At 74.7% G+C, this 16,555-nt stretch carries 6 protein-coding genes; 5 read left to right on the forward strand and 1 reads right to left on the reverse strand.

Annotation, left to right across the window (positions count from 1 at the left end; all coding sequences use genetic code 11):
• Positions 1–449: 449 nt before the first annotated feature.
• On the reverse strand, positions 450–656 hold the full coding sequence (locus ACF1BN_RS26150) for a hypothetical protein (RefSeq protein WP_392334036.1): 207 nt from the start codon (positions 654–656) through the stop codon (positions 450–452).
• A gap of 392 nt (positions 657–1,048) precedes the next feature.
• Between ACF1BN_RS26150 and ACF1BN_RS26155 the strand changes: the two genes are divergently transcribed.
• From ACF1BN_RS26155 to ACF1BN_RS26175, 5 genes are all read left to right on the forward strand, one after another.
• A complete protein-coding gene (locus tag ACF1BN_RS26155; RefSeq protein ID WP_392334037.1) occupies positions 1,049–2,503 on the forward strand; it encodes an AAA family ATPase in 1,455 nt (484 codons plus the stop codon).
• Positions 2,504–2,944: 441 nt separating this feature from the next.
• Entirely contained in the window at positions 2,945–12,472 is a 9,528-nt protein-coding gene (locus tag ACF1BN_RS26160; RefSeq protein ID WP_392334038.1) for an amino acid adenylation domain-containing protein, read from the forward strand.
• On the forward strand, positions 12,469–13,254 hold the full coding sequence (locus ACF1BN_RS26165) for a thioesterase II family protein (protein WP_392334039.1): 786 nt from the start codon (positions 12,469–12,471) through the stop codon (positions 13,252–13,254). Before ACF1BN_RS26160 ends, ACF1BN_RS26165 begins: the two co-directional genes overlap by 4 nt.
• A gap of 273 nt (positions 13,255–13,527) precedes the next feature.
• Positions 13,528–14,580: a TauD/TfdA family dioxygenase gene (locus ACF1BN_RS26170; RefSeq protein ID WP_392334040.1), complete on the forward strand. Its 1,053-nt coding sequence runs from the start codon at positions 13,528–13,530 to the stop codon at positions 14,578–14,580.
• Between the two features lie 11 nt (positions 14,581–14,591).
• Positions 14,592–16,508, forward strand: a complete 1,917-nt coding sequence (locus ACF1BN_RS26175; protein WP_392334041.1) for an amino acid adenylation domain-containing protein — start codon at positions 14,592–14,594, stop codon at positions 16,506–16,508.
• Positions 16,509–16,555 lie beyond the last annotated feature (47 nt).

Consider the following 16,555-nt stretch of genomic DNA (forward strand, 5'->3'; position numbering starts at 1 on the left):
GTGCCTCAGGGGTGTCCGTGAGGGAGTGCGGTGGGGGAGCGCCGCGGGGATGTCCGCGAGGAAGCGCCGCGGGGGTGTCCGCGAGGGAGTGCGGTGGGGGAGCGCCGCGGGGATGTCCGTGAGGGAGTGCCGCGGGGGAGTGCTCAAGGCCGTGGACCGGGGGACGTCGGGGCCGGCGGACGGCCGGCTGCCGGGGCGTCGGGTCTGACGTACGAGCGGCTGGGCTCGACGTACGGGATGCCGGGCGCGGGGTCCGACGTACGAGAGGCCGGGCGTCGGGTCCGACGTGCGGGGCCTCGGGAGCGAACGTACGGGACGAGGGCGTCGGGCCGAGCGGGTGTGGTGCCTGTGGTGGTGCTCCCCGCGGAGGCCGCGGGTGGTGCTTCCGGGTCGCGCCGCACTTCGGGGCCGGGGCGGATGTCCGGGTCTGCGGGCCGTACCGGGGTGTGTCAGTCCCAGGGGTTGTTGTCGGTGGTGGGGGTGGGGGTCGGGGTCGGGGCGGAGGCCGGCGCGGGGGCGGTGGAGGTGGCCGGGGTGCCGGTGGCCGGGTCGTCGGCCCAGCTCGCCTGGAGGCCGACGCCGGTCACCAGGACGACCAGGGCGGAGGTGACGGCGGCGCGGAGGGCGGTGCGGGCGGCGGTGGTCTTCTTCTGCATGGGACTCTCCGTCTCGTCTCGTGTTCCGTGCGGGCCCTTCGCGGGGTCCGTCCGGGCCCCTTCCGGCTTTCGTCCGGGGCTGTCGTTTCCTTCTGGACACCAAGCTACGAAGGGGCGGATTCACCGCACCGCCCGCTGCCCTATCGCCCCGCTATCACCGCACCGCCTTCGTGTGCCCCGGGACGCCGACCGCTATCACGGGCCGCCGGAGGGCCTTTCACCGCTATCTCCGGAACCCCCTCCGGAAGCCCCCGGCACGGTTAGTGGCGCGATGCCCCCTCGATAGGCGGCCACCGGAATCTGGTGCCAGCAGACGGCGAGGAGCCGCCGCGACCGGTCCCGACCAGGCCGGCCGTCCGGCCCCGCCCCCACCTGACCAGCGGGAGCACTCCATGACGACCGGTCTCTCCCCTGAGGGCACGTCGACGGCCACCGCCGCGATCGGCGCCCTCATCCGCGGACACCGCCTCCGCATCGGGCTCACCCAGCGCGAGCTCGCGGACCTCTCCACCATCAGCGTCCGCGCCATCCGCGACCTGGAGAAGGGGAAGGCCCTCCGGCCCCGCGCCGACACCGTCCGGCTGATAGCCGACGGCCTCCGCCTCGGTCCCCGCGCCCGCGCCGCCCTCGAAGAGGCGGTGAGACGGGGCCACCAGGGCGGAGCCGGCCGGCACCTCCTCCTGGAGCGGTGCGCGCCGCCGGTCCCGCTGCACCCGATGATCGGCCGGCAGGCCGAGGCCGCCGTCCTCGCCGAGGAACTGCGCTCCGGCGCCGAGCGCCTGATCACCGTCGTCGGACTCAGCGGCGTCGGCAAGACCCGGCTCGCCCTGGAGACCGCCGCCCGCCTCCACGACGCCGGCCTCCCCGTCCTCTGGCACACCGCCCCCGGCGCGGTCTCCGACTGCCTGCCGGCCGACGGCGACCCGCTCGCCGCCCTCGCCACCGCCTGCGCCGCCCACCTGCGCCTCCCGGACCACCCCGTCACCGCCCCGCTCGGTACGGAGTCCGGTACGCGGCACCTCCTCGGCCCCGAGGCCGCCGCCCGCCCGCCGTACGGATCCGGCGACCGGGACGGGCAGCCGCCCGCCGAACTGCTCGCCGCGCTCGGGGACCGCGACGTGCTGCTCGTCCTCGACGGGGCCGACTGCGCGCGCCTCGACTTCGCCCGCCTGAGCCGGCTGCTGCGCGAACTGCCCGGACTCCGCGTCCTCGTCACCGCCGACACCCCCTGGAACGTGCCCGGCGAACGCCTCTTCCTCCTCTCGCCGCTCGACGCCCCGCACCCCGGCGGCACGCCGTCCGCCGACGCCCCCGCCGTACGGTTCCTCCTCAGCCGGATCCGCCGGGTGCGGCCCGACATCGTCGCCGACGAGCGGAGCCTCGCCGACATCGCCCATGTGGCGCACGGGCTGGACGGGCACCCCCTCGCCCTCGCCGCCGCCGCCTCCTGGCTCACCGTCTGCGACCTGCCCACCCTCCGCGGCATCGTCGAGACCGACCCGGCCCCGCTGCTCGACCACCTCTCCGAAGGCACCTCCGGCTCCCACCTGCGCGACGGCGTCACCCGAGCCCTCGACGGCCTGCCGGCCGGCCCCCGGGACCTCGTCGCCCGGCTGTGCGCCGCCGACGACGCCGACTTCGACCTCGACGAGGTCGTCCGGCTCACCGGCCGCCCCCTCCCGGACTGCGGCCGCATGGTCCGCGCCCTGCTCATCGGCGGCGTCATCCGCCCGAGCACCGACCACGGCCGCTCCGCCTTCCGCCTCCTCCGTGTCGTCCGGGCCCTCGCCGCGACCCCGCCCGTGCCCGCCTCCCCGGCCGCCGTCGCCGCCCCCGCTGCCGCCTGACTGCCGCAGCGCCGCCGATCCGCTGCCTTACCGCCGGGCCAACTGCCGCTCGGGGCCCCCGCGGACGGGTTGTATGGCCACTGCCGGCCGGTCGCCACAAGCCGACCGGCCGGCCGGACGGATCCCGGTCGGACCCGCCCGACGATCCTCGGGCGGGTCCGCCGGCCCGCTCCACCGCGGAACCGGGATCAGCCCGACGACATCCCGGCCGACCTCCGTTCCGTGCTGAGCCGCCCGATCAACCTGATCCAACCGAGCCACCCGCGCCTCCCGATCCACCCGCGCCTCCCGATCCACCTGATCCGCCCCGATCCGGCGCGGGACCCGGCCGACCCGGTCCCGCCCCCGGCCCGGCCCGGCCAAGCCCCTGGCCCCAGGCCGACCCCGTACGCATCCGGTGCCGTCGGCACCTCCGCCCGACGTGACCCCACAGGAGCCCCCATGCCGTTCGACACGCCCGTCGCTTCCGCCCCGGCGGCCGTGAGGCTGCCGCTCTCGGTGGCCCAGCGGGACATCTGGACGGCCCACCTGCTGGACCCGACCGGCGTCAAGTACAACGTCGGCGAATGCCGGGAGATCAACGGGCCGGTCGAACCGGAGCACATGGCGGCCGCCTGGCGACGGCTGGTCGACGAGGCCGACTTCCTGCGGATCCGGGGCTTCGAGGAGGACGGCGAGCAGGTCTGGCAGCTCCTCGACCCCGACGCGGGGGACCGCACGCTGCCGTTCCACGACGTCAGCGCCGCCGACGACCCGGAGGCGGCCGCCTGGCGGCTGATCGACGGCCTGATCGGCGTGCCCTTCGACCTCACCGGCGAGGCCCCCGTCCGCTGCGTGCTCGTCAAACTGGCCGAGGAGCGCTTCTTCTACTTCTACGGCTTCCACCACCTGGTCGTGGACGGCGTCGGCGTGTCCATGGCCCTCTCACGGCTCGTCGAACTGTACGAGCGGGCCGTCGCCGGCGAGCCCTGGGGAGACTCCCCCTTCGGCCCCCTCGCCGAACTCCTCGCGGAGGACGCCGCCTACCGCGCCTCGGACGAGGCGGCCGCCGACCTCGCCGCCTGGCGCGCCCACCTCGCCGGCGCCCCCGACGCCCCCGCCGGGCTCGTCCGGGGCCGCGACCGCGCGCCGGCCGCCCACGGAACCCTGCCGTTCGCCCGCCGCAGCGTCCGCGTCGGCGCGGCCGACGCCGAACGGCTCCGCACCGTCGCCCGCGCCGAGCGGGTGAACTGGTCCGTCTTCCTCATCGCCCTCTTCGGCGTCTACCTGCACCGCGTCACCGCCCGCGACGAGATCGTCCTCGCCCTCCCGGTCACCGGCCGCACCACCCGCGCCGCCCGCAGCACCCCCGGCATGGCATCCAACATCGTCCCGCTCCGCCTCCGGATCCGACCCGAGGCCGGCTTCGGCGAGCTGCTGCGCGCCACCGCCGCCGAGGTCAAGCACGGGCTGCGCCACCAGCGGACCCGCTACGAGGACCTGTGCCGGGAAGCCGGGACGGGCCGCAGGCTCGCCTCTCCGGTCCTCAACATCATGGGCTTCCACGCCGACCTGACCGTCGGCGGTCACCCCACCGTCAACCACAACGTCTCCAACGGTCCCGTCGACGACCTGAACGTCGCCGTCCTCGACCTCGGCGCCGCCCACGGCCTCCGCATCGACTTCGACACCCCCGTCGAGAGCGTCGACCCCGTCCTCACCGCCGCCCACCAGGACCGCTTCGCCGCCTTTGTCACCGCCGTCCTCGCCGCCGAGGAGGCCCCCGGCACCCGTCGGATCGCCGACCTCGATGTGCTGCGCCCCGAGGAGCGCACCCTCCTCACCCGCGACTGGGCCGGACCCGTCGCGGAGCCCGCCGGGACGACGCTGGTCGCCCGCTTCGAGGAGCAGGTACGGCTCCACCCCCACCGCACCGCCCTGGTCGACACCGACGGCGGCGTCACGTACGCCGCGCTCGACGCCGCCGCGAACCGACTGGCCCGCGATCTCGCCGACCGGGGCCTGGGACGAGGACAGCTCGCGGGCGTCCTCCTGGAGCGAGGCGTCCCCTTCTCCGTCGCCCTCATCGCCGTCCTGAAGACGGGCGCCGCACACGTCCTCCTCGACCCCGACTTCCCCGACGAGCGCCTCCGCTCGGCCGCCACCGACGCCGGCATCACCCACCTCGTCACCCGGCCGGGGCTCGCGGACCGCCTCACGGGCCCCTGGACCACCCACGCGGACCCCGTCGGCCTCGACGCGGACTCCGGCGCGGGCCCCGACGGCATCCCCGGCCCGGACGTCCGCATCAGCCCCGACGACCCCGCCTGCCTCATGTTCACCTCGGGTTCGACCGGCCGCCCCAAGGCCATCCTGTCCTCGCACCGCAACCTGATCGCAACCCTCGTCGGCCAGCCGTACCTCCCCACCGGCACCGACCAGGTCTGGCTCCAGAGCTCGCCGGTCTCCTGGGACGCGTTCAGCCTGGAGTTCTGGGGCGCCCTCCTGCACGGGGGCACCGCCGTCCTCCAGCCCGGCCAGAAGCCCGAGCCCGCGCTCGTCGCCGAGCTCGCCCGCCGCCACGGAGTCACCACGCTCCTGCTCTCCGCGACGCTCTTCAACTACCTGACCGACGAGCACCCCGAAGCCTTCGAGACCGTCACCACCGCCTTCACCGTCGGCGAGGCCGCCTCCCCGGCCCACGTCCACAAGCTCCAGCGGCTCAGGCCCGGCATCACCGTCCTCAACGGGTACGGCCCCGCCGAGGTGATGATCTTCGCCACCACGCACGCCGTCGAACCCTCCGACGAGCCCCACGCCGTCGTCCCCGTCGGCGCCCCGCTCGTCAACAAGCCGGCCTACGTCCTCGACCCGCACCTCAACCTCTGCCCGCCCGGCGTCACCGGCGAGCTGTACATCGGCGGCGAGGGCCTGGCCCACGGATACCTCGGCCGCCCCGACCTCACCGCCGTCCGCTTCGTCCCCGATCCCTTCGGCCCCGCCGGCGCCCGCCTCTACCGCACCGGCGACCTCGTCCACTTCGACACCGGAGGCCGCCTCGTCTACGAGGGACGGGCCGACGACCAGATCAAGATCCGGGGCTTCCGCATCGAACCCGGCGAGACCGAGGCCGCCCTCCTGGCCCACCCCTCCGTCACCCGGGCCGTCGTCACCGTCCACCAGCAGCGGCTGGCCGCGTACCTCGTCCTCGACATCCCCACCGGCGACGAGCTCCCGAATGCCGCCCCCGACCCGGAGGAGTTCCGCCGCCACGTCGCCGACCGCCTCCCCGAGCACCTGGTCCCCACCTACGTCACCGTCCTCGACCGACTCCCCGTCACCCCCAACGGCAAGATCGACAAGCGCGCCCTCCCCGCCCCGGACACCACCGCCTCCGCCACCCGGCGTCCCCCGCGCGACCGCACCGAGGAGACTCTCGCCGCCCTCTTCACCCTCGTCCTGGACACGGCCGAGGTCGGCATCGACGACAGCTTCTTCGCCCTGGGAGGTCACTCCCTCCTGGCGGCCCGGCTCACCAACCGCATCGCGGAACTGCTCGGCGTCCGCCTGACCATCCGGGACGTCTTCGGCCGGCCCACGGTCGCCGGTCTCGCCGAGCTGGTCGCCGAGCAGGGTGGTGCGGGCGTGGTCCTGCCTGCGCTGGTGGCCGGTGAGGCGGCGGCGGGGGGTGGGTTGCCGCCGGCGTCGTTCGCGCAGCGGCGGTTGTGGCTGCTGTCCCAGCTGGACGGGGGGAGCGCGGCGTACAACGTGCCGATGGTGGTCCGGCTGGACGCGGGCGTGGATGCCGGTGCGCTGGAGTCCGCCCTCGGTGCGGTGATCGGGAGGCACGCGCCCCTGCGCACCGTCTTCGAGGCCGTCGACGGCGAACCGCACCAGCGGATCCTCCCCGCCGAGCGGGCCCGCCTCACGCTGGAGCGCGTCACCGTCGACACGAGCGCCGAGCTCGACGCGGCACTCGACGTGGCCGCCGGCCGGGTCTTCGACCTGGCGACCGACCTCCCGCTGCGGGCGACCCTGATCGAACGCGCGGACGGCCCGGCCGTGTTGTCGCTCGTGCTCCACCACATCGCGACGGACGGGCTCTCCCACGACGCCTTCTTCGCGGATCTTGAGTGCGCTTACGCGGGTGGGGAGTTGGAGCCGCTGGGGGTGCAGTACGCGGACTATGCGGTCTGGCAGCGGCGGGTTCTCGGTGCCGCTGGTGACGCGGACTCGGTTCTCGGTGGCGAACTCGCGCATTGGCGTGAGGCGTTGGCGGGGCTTCCCGAGGAGCACGGTCTGACGCTCGACCGTCCGCGCCCGGCCCGTGCTTCGCACCGCGGTGGGGAGATCGAACTCGACCTGGGTCCCGACGTGTTCGAGCGTGCTACCGCCCTCGCCCGTGAGGAGGGGTGCACGCCGTTCATGGTGGTGCACGCGGCGCTGGTGGCGGCGTTGGCGCGGCTCGGTGCGGGTTCTGATCTGGCGATCGGTTCGCCGGTGGCGGGGCGGAGTGACGAAGCTCTGTCGGGGCTGGTGGGGTTCTTCGTGAACACGCTGGTGCTGCGGACGGACAGTGGGGGAGACCCGACGTTCCGGGACCTGCTCGGCCGGGTGCGGACCGCCGACCTGGACGCGTTCGCGCACCAGGAGGCCCCGTTCGACCTCGTCCTCGAAGCCGTCAACCCGACACGGTCGCTCGCCCGGCACCCCCTGTTCCAGATCTGCCTGACCCTGGAGGCCGGCGCCGGAACCCCGGCCGGCGGCACCGGCGCGGTCCCCGTGTTCGGGCCGGTCGAGAAGCGGGGCAACGGCGCCGCCAAGTTCGACCTGGAGTTCTTCCTCCGCTCCGAGGACGGCGCGGGCCTGGGCGCCACCGTCCTCTTCGCCTCCGACGTCTTCGACGCCGAGACCGTCCACCGCATGACCTCCCTCCTCGGCCGGGTGTGCCGCCAGGTCCTCGACGACCCCGGCACACGCCTCTCGGCCCTCGACGTCCTCACGCCCGAGGAGCGCGCGCTGCTCACCGGGCCCTGGGCCGGGTCCGCCGCCGAGACCGGTGACGGTTCGCTGGCGGGACGGTTCGAGGAGGCGGCGGCGCGCCACCCGGAGCGGACGGCGCTGGTGGACGGCGAGCGGAGGATCTCGTACGCCGAGCTCGACGCGTCCGCGAACCGGCTCGCGCATCTGCTGCGGGCCCATGGCCTGGGCCGGGGCGATCTGGCAGGAGTGCTGCTCGACCGAGGCGCGGTCTTCGCGGTGGCGGTGCTCGCGGTGGTGAAGGCGGGCGCCGCGTACACGCTGCTCGACCCGGACTTCCCCGACGAGCGGCTGCGCTCCGCCGCCGACGACGCCGGCATCTCCCTGCTCCTGACAGCACCCGCCCACGCCGCGCGGGTGGGGGGAGCTTGGCCGACGGTCCTCTTCCCGGCCAGCGACGAGCTGGCGGCCTACCCGGCCCACGCCCCGGAGACCGGTCTGACCGGTGACGACGCGGCGTGCCTGATGTTCACGTCCGGCTCCACGGGCCGGCCGAAGGGGATCCTGTCCTCGCACCGGAATCTCGTGTCGACGGTGAGCGGCCAGTCGTACGGGCGCTTCGGTCCGGACGAGGTGTTCCTCCAGTGCTCGCCGGTGTCGTGGGACGCGTTCAGCCTGGAGTTCTGGGGTGCGCTGCTCCACGGCGGGACGACCGTCCTCCAGCCGGGACAGCGCCCGGAACCGGTCCTCATCAGCGAGCTGGCGCGGCGCCACGGCGTGACGATGCTCCAACTCTCCGCCAGCCTCTTCAACTTCCTCGTCGACGAACACCAGGACGCCTTCACCACCGTGACCGTCGCCTACACGGGCGGCGAGGCCGCGTCGCCCGCCCACGTCGAGAAGCTTCGGCGCGAGCGGCCCAGCGTCACGGTCGTCAACGGCTACGGGCCCGCCGAGTCGATGGGCTTCACCACCACCCACACCATCGAGGACGCCACGGGCACGCAGTCGGCCGTCCCGATCGGGACGCCGCTGGTGAACAAGGGCGCCTACGTCCTCGACGCCCGGCTGAACCTGTGCCCGCCCGGCGTCACGGGCGAGCTGTACCTCGCGGGGGAGGGCCTGGCCCACGGCTACCTCGGGCGACCCGACCTCACCGCGGCCCGGTTCGTGCCGGACCCGTACGGTGCGGCAGGCGGCCGGCTCTACCGGACGGGCGACCTCGCCCGTTTCGACCGGGACGGACGACTCGTGTACGAGGGCCGGGTCGACGACCAGATCAAGATCCGGGGCTTCCGCGTCGAGCCCGGCGAGACCGAAGCCGGGCTCCTCACCCACCCCGACGTCACCCAGGCCGTCGTCACCGTCCACGAGGACCGACTCGCCGCCTATCTGGTGACGAGCGCGAACACGTCGCCGGACGAGATCCGCCGGTACGCCGCCGAGCGGCTGCCCGACCACCTCGTCCCGACCCACGTCACCGTCCTCGACCGACTGCCCCTCACCCCCAACGGCAAGATCGACAAGCGGGCGCTGCCCGCCCCCGCCGCCCTCACCGCCGGCGGCCGGGCGCCCCGCACCCCGCTGGAGGAAACCCTCGTCGCGCTCTTCGCCCGCACCCTCGACACCACCGCACCCCTCACCATCGACGACGGGTTCTTCGTCCTGGGAGGCCACTCGCTCCTGGCGGCCCGGCTCACCAACAGGATCGCCCAGGCCCTCGGCGTCCGCCTCACCATCCGGGACGTCTTCGAGCGGCCCACGGTCGCCGGTCTCGCCGGGCTGGTCGCCGAGCAGGGTGGTGCGGGGGTGGTCCTGCCTGCGCTGGTGGCCGGTGAGGCGGCGGTGGAGGGTGGGTTGCCGCCGGCGTCGTTCGCGCAGCGGCGGTTGTGGCTGCTGTCCCAGCTGGACGGGGGGAGCGCGGCGTACAACGTGCCGATGGTGGTCCGGCTGGACGCGGGCGTGGATGCCGGCGCGCTGGAGTCCGCCCTCGGTGCGGTGATCGGGAGGCACGCGCCGCTCCGGACGCTCCTGGAGGTCGTCGACGGCGAACCGCGCCAGCGGATCCTCCCGCCCGACCGGGCCCGCCTGACCGTGGAACGCGTACCGGTGGCGTCGGACGAGGCCCTGGACGAGGCGCTGGCCCGGTCCGCCGGCCACGTCTTCGACCTGGCGGCCGACCTCCCGATCCGCGCACGGCTCTTCGAGCGCCCCGACGGATCAGCGGTGTTGTCGCTCGTGCTCCACCACATTGCGACGGACGGACTGTCAAACGCCGTGTTCTTCGCGGATCTTGAGTGCGCTTACGCGGGTGGGGAGTTGGAGCCGCTGGGGGTGCAGTACGCGGACTATGCGGTCTGGCAGCGGCGGGTTCTCGGTGCCGCTGGTGACGCGGACTCCGTTCTGGGTGGCGAACTCGCGCATTGGCGTGCGGCGTTGGCGGGGCTTCCCGAGGAGCACGGTCTGACGCTCGACCGTCCGCGCCCGGCCCGTGCTTCGCACCGCGGTGGGGAGATCGAACTCGACCTGGGTCCCGACGTGTTCGAGCGTGCTACCGCCCTCGCCCGTGAGGAGGGGTGCACGCCGTTCATGGTGGTGCACGCGGCGCTGGTGGCGGCGTTGGCGCGGCTCGGTGCGGGTTCTGATCTGGCGATCGGTTCGCCGGTGGCGGGGCGGAGTGACGAAGCTCTGTCGGGGCTGGTGGGGTTCTTCGTGAACACGCTGGTGCTGCGGACGGACAGTGGGGGAGACCCGACGTTTCGGGACCTGCTCGGCCGGGTGCGGACCGCCGACCTGGACGCGTTCGCGCACCAGGAGGCCCCGTTCGACCTCGTCCTCGAAGCCGTCAACCCGGCCAGGACCCTCGCCCGCCACCCGCTCTTCCAGATCTGCCTCGGACTGGAGACCGGCGGAGCGCCCCGCCTCGCCCTCCCGGGGCTCCCCGCCGCCACCGTCGCCGGCACCGGCAACGGCGCCGCCAAGTTCGACCTCGAATTCCTGCTCCGCTCCGACGACGGGCAGCGGCTGCACGGCTCGCTCCTCTACGCCGCCGAGCTGTTCGACCCCGAGACCGTACGCGACACGGGCGCCCTCCTCGGCCGCGTCCTCGACCAGGTCCTCTCCGACCCGGGTCTCCGGCTCTCCGACCTCGACGTCCTCACCACCGACCAGCGCGCCCTGCTCACCGGGCCCTGGGCCGGCTTCACCGCCGAGACCGGTGACGGCTCGCTGGTGGTGCGGTTCGAGGAGGCGGCCGCCCGGTTCGCGGAGCGGACGGCGCTGGTGGACGGCGAGCGGAGGATCTCGTACGCCGAGCTCAACGCCTCCGCGAACCGGCTCGCGCATCTGCTGCGGGCCCATGGCCTGGGCCGGGGCGATCTGGCAGGAGTGCTGCTCGACCGTGGCGCGGACTTCGCGGTGGCGGTGCTCGCGGTGGTGAAGGCGGGGGCCGCGTACACGCTGCTCGACCCGGACTTCCCCGACGAGCGGCTGCGCTCCGCCGCCGACGACGCCGGCATCTCCCTGCTCCTCACCGCCCCGGGCCACGCGGCCAGGGTCGAGGGGCGCTGGCGGACCGTCGACCTCCCGTCGCGCGGCGAACTGGCGGTCTTCCCCGCCGTGAATCCGAGCACGGACGTCACCGGTGACGACGCGGCGTGCCTGATGTTCACGTCCGGCTCCACGGGCCGGCCGAAGGGGATCCTGTCCTCGCACCGGAATCTCGTGTCGACGGTGAGCGGCCAGTCGTACGGGCGCTTCGGTCCGGACGAGGTGTTCCTCCAGTGCTCGCCGGTGTCGTGGGACGCGTTCAGCCTGGAGTTCTGGGGTGCGCTCCTGCACGGCGGGACGACCGTCCTCCAGCCGGGACAGCGCCCGGAACCGGTCCTCATCAGCGAGCTGGCGCGGCGCCACGGCGTGACGATGCTCCAACTCTCCGCCAGCCTCTTCAACTTCCTCGTCGACGAACACCCCGAGACCTTCGCCCCGGTCACCGTCGCCTTCACCGGCGGCGAGGCCGCCTCGCCCGCCCACGTCCAGAAGCTGCACGCGCAGCGGCCCGGCATCACCGTGGTCAACGGCTACGGGCCCGCCGAGTCCATGGGCTTCACCACCACCCACCTCATCGCGCCCGGCACCGACCCGGGCCTCCTCGTCCCCATCGGCGTCCCACTCGTCAACAAGGGAGCCTATGTCCTCGACGCCCGGCTGAACCTGTGCCCGCCCGGTGTCACGGGCGAGTTGTACCTCGCGGGGGAGGGCCTGGCCCACGGCTATCTCGGGCGGCCCGATCTGACGGCGAGCCGCTTCGTCCCCGACCTGTTCGGCGGCAAGGGCGGCCGGCTCTACCGGACGGGCGACCTCGCCCGCTTCGACCGGGACGGACGGCTCGTGTACGAGGGCCGGGTCGACGACCAGATCAAGATCCGGGGCTTCCGCGTCGAGCCCGGCGAGACCGAGACCGCGCTCCTCACCCACCCCGACGTCACCCAGGCCGTCGTCACCGTCCACGAGGAACGACTCGCCGCCTACCTCGTCACCGGCGGCACCGCCTCGCCCGACGAGATCCGCCGACACGTCGCCGAGCGACTGCCCGACCACCTCGTCCCGACCCACGTCACCGTCCTCGACCGACTGCCCCTCACCCCCAACGGCAAGATCGACAAGCGGGCCCTGCCCGCCCCCGCCGCCCTCACCGCCGGCGGCCGGGCTCCGCGCACCCCGCTGGAGGAAACCCTCGTCGCGCTCTTCGCCCGCACCCTCGACACCACCGCACCCCTCACCATCGACGACGACTTCTTCCATCTCGGCGGCCACTCCCTCCTCGGAGCCCGCCTCACCAACCACATCGCCGGCGCCCTCGACGTCCGCCTCACCGTGCGGGACGTCTTCCAGCACCCCACGCCCGCCCGGCTCGCCGCGCACCTCGAATCCCTCAAGACCGCACCGGCCGCCCGGAAGGCCCGACCGGCCCTCCGCCGCCGCACCGAGACAGATCGGATCAGCTCATGAGCGCCTCCTTCACCCCCGCGCCCGAGGACGTCGTCTGGGACCTGCCCGGCGAAGCGCCGCACCGCCTGTCCCTGCTCGTCCTCCCGCACGCCGGCGGCAACGCCCACGCCTACAGCGCCTGGCGCGAGCACCTCCCCACCGACGTCCGGCTCCTCATCGGCCAGTACCCGGGCCGCGGCGCCCGCTACTGCGAGGACCTGCCCGCCTCCGTCGACGACCTGGCCCTCCCCGTCGTCGACGCCCTCCCGGCGGACATCGGCGCCCTGGTCGTCCTCGGCCACAGCATGGGCTCCCTGGTCGCCTTCGAGGTCACCCGCGCTCTCCAGGCCGCGGGCCGCACCCCGGTCGGTCTGGTCGCCTCCGCCTGCCGCGCGCCCGTCCTGCCCAACCAGGCCCCCGTGCACCCGGAGCGCTTCGACGACGACGAGCTGGTGGCCGCCATCAAGGAGCGCGGCGGCACCGACGACGGCATCCTCGACGACCCGGAGCTGCGCGAGATCGTCCTCCCGTCCATCCGGGCCGACTTCGCCATCGACGACGCCTACCGGTGCACCGCGCCCGACGTGCGGCTCGACTGCCCGGTCGCCGTCCTGGGCGGCGACGCCGACCCGATCGTGCCGGTCGACCTGCTCGACGGCTGGTCCCTCGTGGCCGGGCACACCGTCGTCCCCGAGGTCCTGCCCGGCGACCACTTCTACTTCCAGCAGGACCTGGCCGGCTTCTTCGGCCGCCTGAACCCGGTCCTCCGCTCCTTCGACGCGACCCCCGCCGCCACCGCCTGAACGGTCCCGGCCCCCACCGCCTGAACGGTCCCGGCCCCCGCCGCCTGAACGGCCACGGCCACCAGGCCCCTCCCGCGCCCCCCGCCTGAGCATTTCCGGTCCACGCCGTCTGAGCGGCCCCGACCACCAGGGCCCCTCCCGGGCCCCCGCCTGAGCAATCCCGGTCCACGCCGCCTCAGCGGCCCCGGCCACCACGCCCCTCCCGCCGCCACCGCCTGAGCGGCCCGGACCGTCACCTCCGCGCCGCCACCCACCGAAGACGAGGTACACACCATGACCACTTTCGCCCCGACCCCGACCCCGGTGCCGACCGCCGCCGACGGCGCCCTGGCCGTCGTCCGGGAGTCCGGCAAGCCCGCCCTGATCCAGGTCCCCCGCTTCGCCGAGATGGCCGAGGCCACCGCCTGGCTCGCCGCCCGCCGCCCCGAGATCCAGGCCGAGCTGCACCGCTCCGGCGCCGTGATGCTCCGCGGCCTGCCCGTCACCGACGCCGGCACCTTCGCCGAGGCCCGCGACGCGCTGATCGCGCAGCGCGCCGGGTACAAGGAGAAGGCCACCCCGCGCACCGACTTCGGCGAGGGCGTCTTCTCCTCCACCGACCTGCCCGCGATCCAGCCGATCCGCCTGCACAACGAGAACAGCTACACCCTCGACTTCCCCGGCGTCCTCCTCTTCGGCTGCGTCACCGCGCCCGAGACCGGCGGCGCCACCACCGTCGGCGACATGCGCCGCGCCCTGTCCCTCCTCCCGCCGGAGCTCGTCGCCCGCTTCGAGGAGGCCGGCTGGCTGCTCGTCCGCAACTACTCCGACCTCGCCGGGATGCCGTGGCGCAAGGCCTTCTCCGCCGACGACCCGGCCGGTGCGGAGGAGTACTGCGACGCGCACTCCATCGGATACGAATGGCTCGACGAGGACACCCTGCGCACCCGCCAGCTCCGCTCGGCGATCGTCACCCACCCGGTCACCGGCGAGCGCGTCTGGTTCAACCACTTCGCCTTCTGGAACGCTCGCAGCCTCGACGAGGACGTCCGCGAGGTCCTCACCGAGACCTTCGGCGCCGACGGCCTGCCCTTCGACACCCGGCTCGGCGACGGCACCACCCTCACCGACGCCGAGGTCGACGCCGTCAACGACGCCTACCAGGCCGTCACCGTCCGCGAGACCTGGCAGGCCGGCGACCTGATGCTCGTCGACAACATCCTCTGCGCGCACGGACGCGAGTCGTACACGGGCGCCCGCAAGATCCTCGTCGCCATGGGCGAGCCCGTGCCGCTGTCCGACTGCGCCCCGACCGTCGCGCCCTCCGCCCACCCGTACGGAATGTGAGCCCCGCCGCCATGACTGCCACCCTCCCCGAGACCACCGCCCCGGCCGCCGTGACCGCCGCCCTCCCCGAGGCCGGCGTCCCCGCCGACGCGACCGCCCTCCTCGCGGACACCGCCCCCTGCGCGTGCTCCGGTTGCGCCGCCGGCACCGGGCACGCCGACCTCCTCGCCCGGCTCGCCACCGCCCCCGGCGGGCGTACCGCGGTCGTCGCCGCCGACCGGACGCTGACCTTCGACGAGCTGCGCGCCGAGGCGGCCGCCGTCGCCACCCGCCTCACCGCCCTCGGTATCGGCCCGGAGAGCGTCGTCGCCCTCTGCCTGCCGCGCGGAGCCGGGCTCGCCGCCGCCCTCATCGGCACCCTCACCGCCGGCGCCGCCTACCTGCCCGTCGACCCCGCGCTGCCCGCCGAGCGCCGCGCCTACCTCCTCGCCGACTCCGGTGCCGACCTCGTCGTCGTCCAGGACGGGGACGCGGACGCCTCCGCCCCGGCCCGCACCGGCACCCGTACCCTCACCCTCGCGGAGCTCACCGCCCCCGCCGAGGGGCAGGCCGCCCCGTACCGGCCCGTGCCCGTCACGGCCGACACCCTCGCCTACGTCATCTACACCTCCGGCTCCACCGGCCGGCCCAAGGGCGTCGAGATCGGCCGCGCCGCCGCCTCGCTGCTGCTCGCGGAGCTGGAGGGCGTCGGCGCCGCCACCGGTCAGGCCCGCCGGGTCGGCTGGAACGCCTCGCCGTCCTTCGACGCCTCCGTGCAGCAGTGGGTACGGCTCTGCCGCGGCGACACCCTCGTCATGATCGACGAGGAGACCCGCCGCGACCCCGCCCTCCTCGCCGCGTTCGTCGACGCCCAGAGCCTCACCGACCTCGACATCACGCCCTCCCACGCCGACCCGCTGCTCGACCTGCTGACCACCGACGGCGGCCCCCGCCCGCTGACCCTGCTCATCGGAGGCGAGGCCATCAGCCCCGCCCTGTGGGACCGGCTGGCCGCCGCCCACACCTCCGGCCTGCTGCGCGCGCTCAACGTGTACGGACCGACCGAGTGCACCGTCGACGCCACCGCCGGCTGGATCGACCGCCCCGGACAGCCGCACATCGGCACCGTCCTGCCCGGCCTGTCGATGCGCCTCCTCGACGAGAAGCTCGCCCCGGTCGCACCCGGCGAGACCGGCGAGCTGTACCTCACCGGACCCCGCGTCGCCCGCGGCTACCGCAACCGGCCCGCCCTCACCGCCGAGCGGTTCGTCGCCGACCCCGCCGCCGACGCCGCCACCGGGGCCCGCGCCTACCGCACCGGCGACCGCTGCCGCCTCCTCCCCGACGGCCGCCTCGCCTACCTCGGCCGCGCCGACGGCCAGGTCAAGCTCCGCGGCCACCGCATCGAACTCCCCGAGATCGAGGCCGCCCTCACCCGGCAGGACGGCGTCGCCGAGGCCGCCGTCGTCCTCGGCGAGGACGCCGCCGGCAGCCCCGCCCTCCTCGCCTACCACCGGGGAGGCGACGCCGACGCCCTGCGCACCGCGCTCGCCGCGACCCTGCCCGCCTACATGCTGCCGTCCGCGTTCGTCGCCGTGGAGCGGTTCGCCACCACCCCGAGCGGCAAGCTCGACCGGGCCGCGCTGCCCACCCGCGCCGAGACCCCCGCGCCCGCCGGGACCACCGCCCCGGCCGGCGGATCGGGTCTCACCGGCCCCGCCGAGGAACTCATCGCCCGCGTCTGGACCCAGGTCCTCGGCGCCGCCTCCATCGGCCCCGACGACAACTTCTTCAAGCTCGGCGGCCACTCCCTCCTCGCCATCAAACTCGTCTCCCGGGTCCGCGCCGAACTCTCCGTCGCCCTGCCGGTCAAGGCCGTCTACGCCAACCCCCGCCTCCGCGACCTCGCGGCCCACATCGAGGAGCTGACGGCCGCGCGGGATGCCTGACCGCCGGTCGCACCGCAGCGGCCCGCGCCAACGGCCCACCCGCCCGC

The sequence above is a fragment of the Streptomyces sp. NPDC014861 genome (assembly GCF_043081625.1).
GTDB lineage: Bacteria > Actinomycetota > Actinomycetes > Streptomycetales > Streptomycetaceae > Streptomyces.

Excerpts from the sequence above, each read along its gene's own strand:
- ACF1BN_RS26150 (WP_392334036.1), bottom strand. The coding sequence starts at position 656 with ATGCAGAAGAAGACCACCGCCGCCCGCACCGCCCTCCGCGCCGCCGTC.
- ACF1BN_RS26155 (WP_392334037.1), top strand. The coding sequence starts at position 1,049 with ATGACGACCGGTCTCTCCCCTGAGGGCACGTCGACGGCCACCGCCGCG.
- ACF1BN_RS26160 (WP_392334038.1), top strand. The coding sequence starts at position 2,945 with ATGCCGTTCGACACGCCCGTCGCTTCCGCCCCGGCGGCCGTGAGGCTG.
- ACF1BN_RS26165 (WP_392334039.1), top strand. The coding sequence starts at position 12,469 with ATGAGCGCCTCCTTCACCCCCGCGCCCGAGGACGTCGTCTGGGACCTG.
- ACF1BN_RS26170 (WP_392334040.1), top strand. The coding sequence starts at position 13,528 with ATGACCACTTTCGCCCCGACCCCGACCCCGGTGCCGACCGCCGCCGAC.
- ACF1BN_RS26175 (WP_392334041.1), top strand. The coding sequence starts at position 14,592 with ATGACTGCCACCCTCCCCGAGACCACCGCCCCGGCCGCCGTGACCGCC.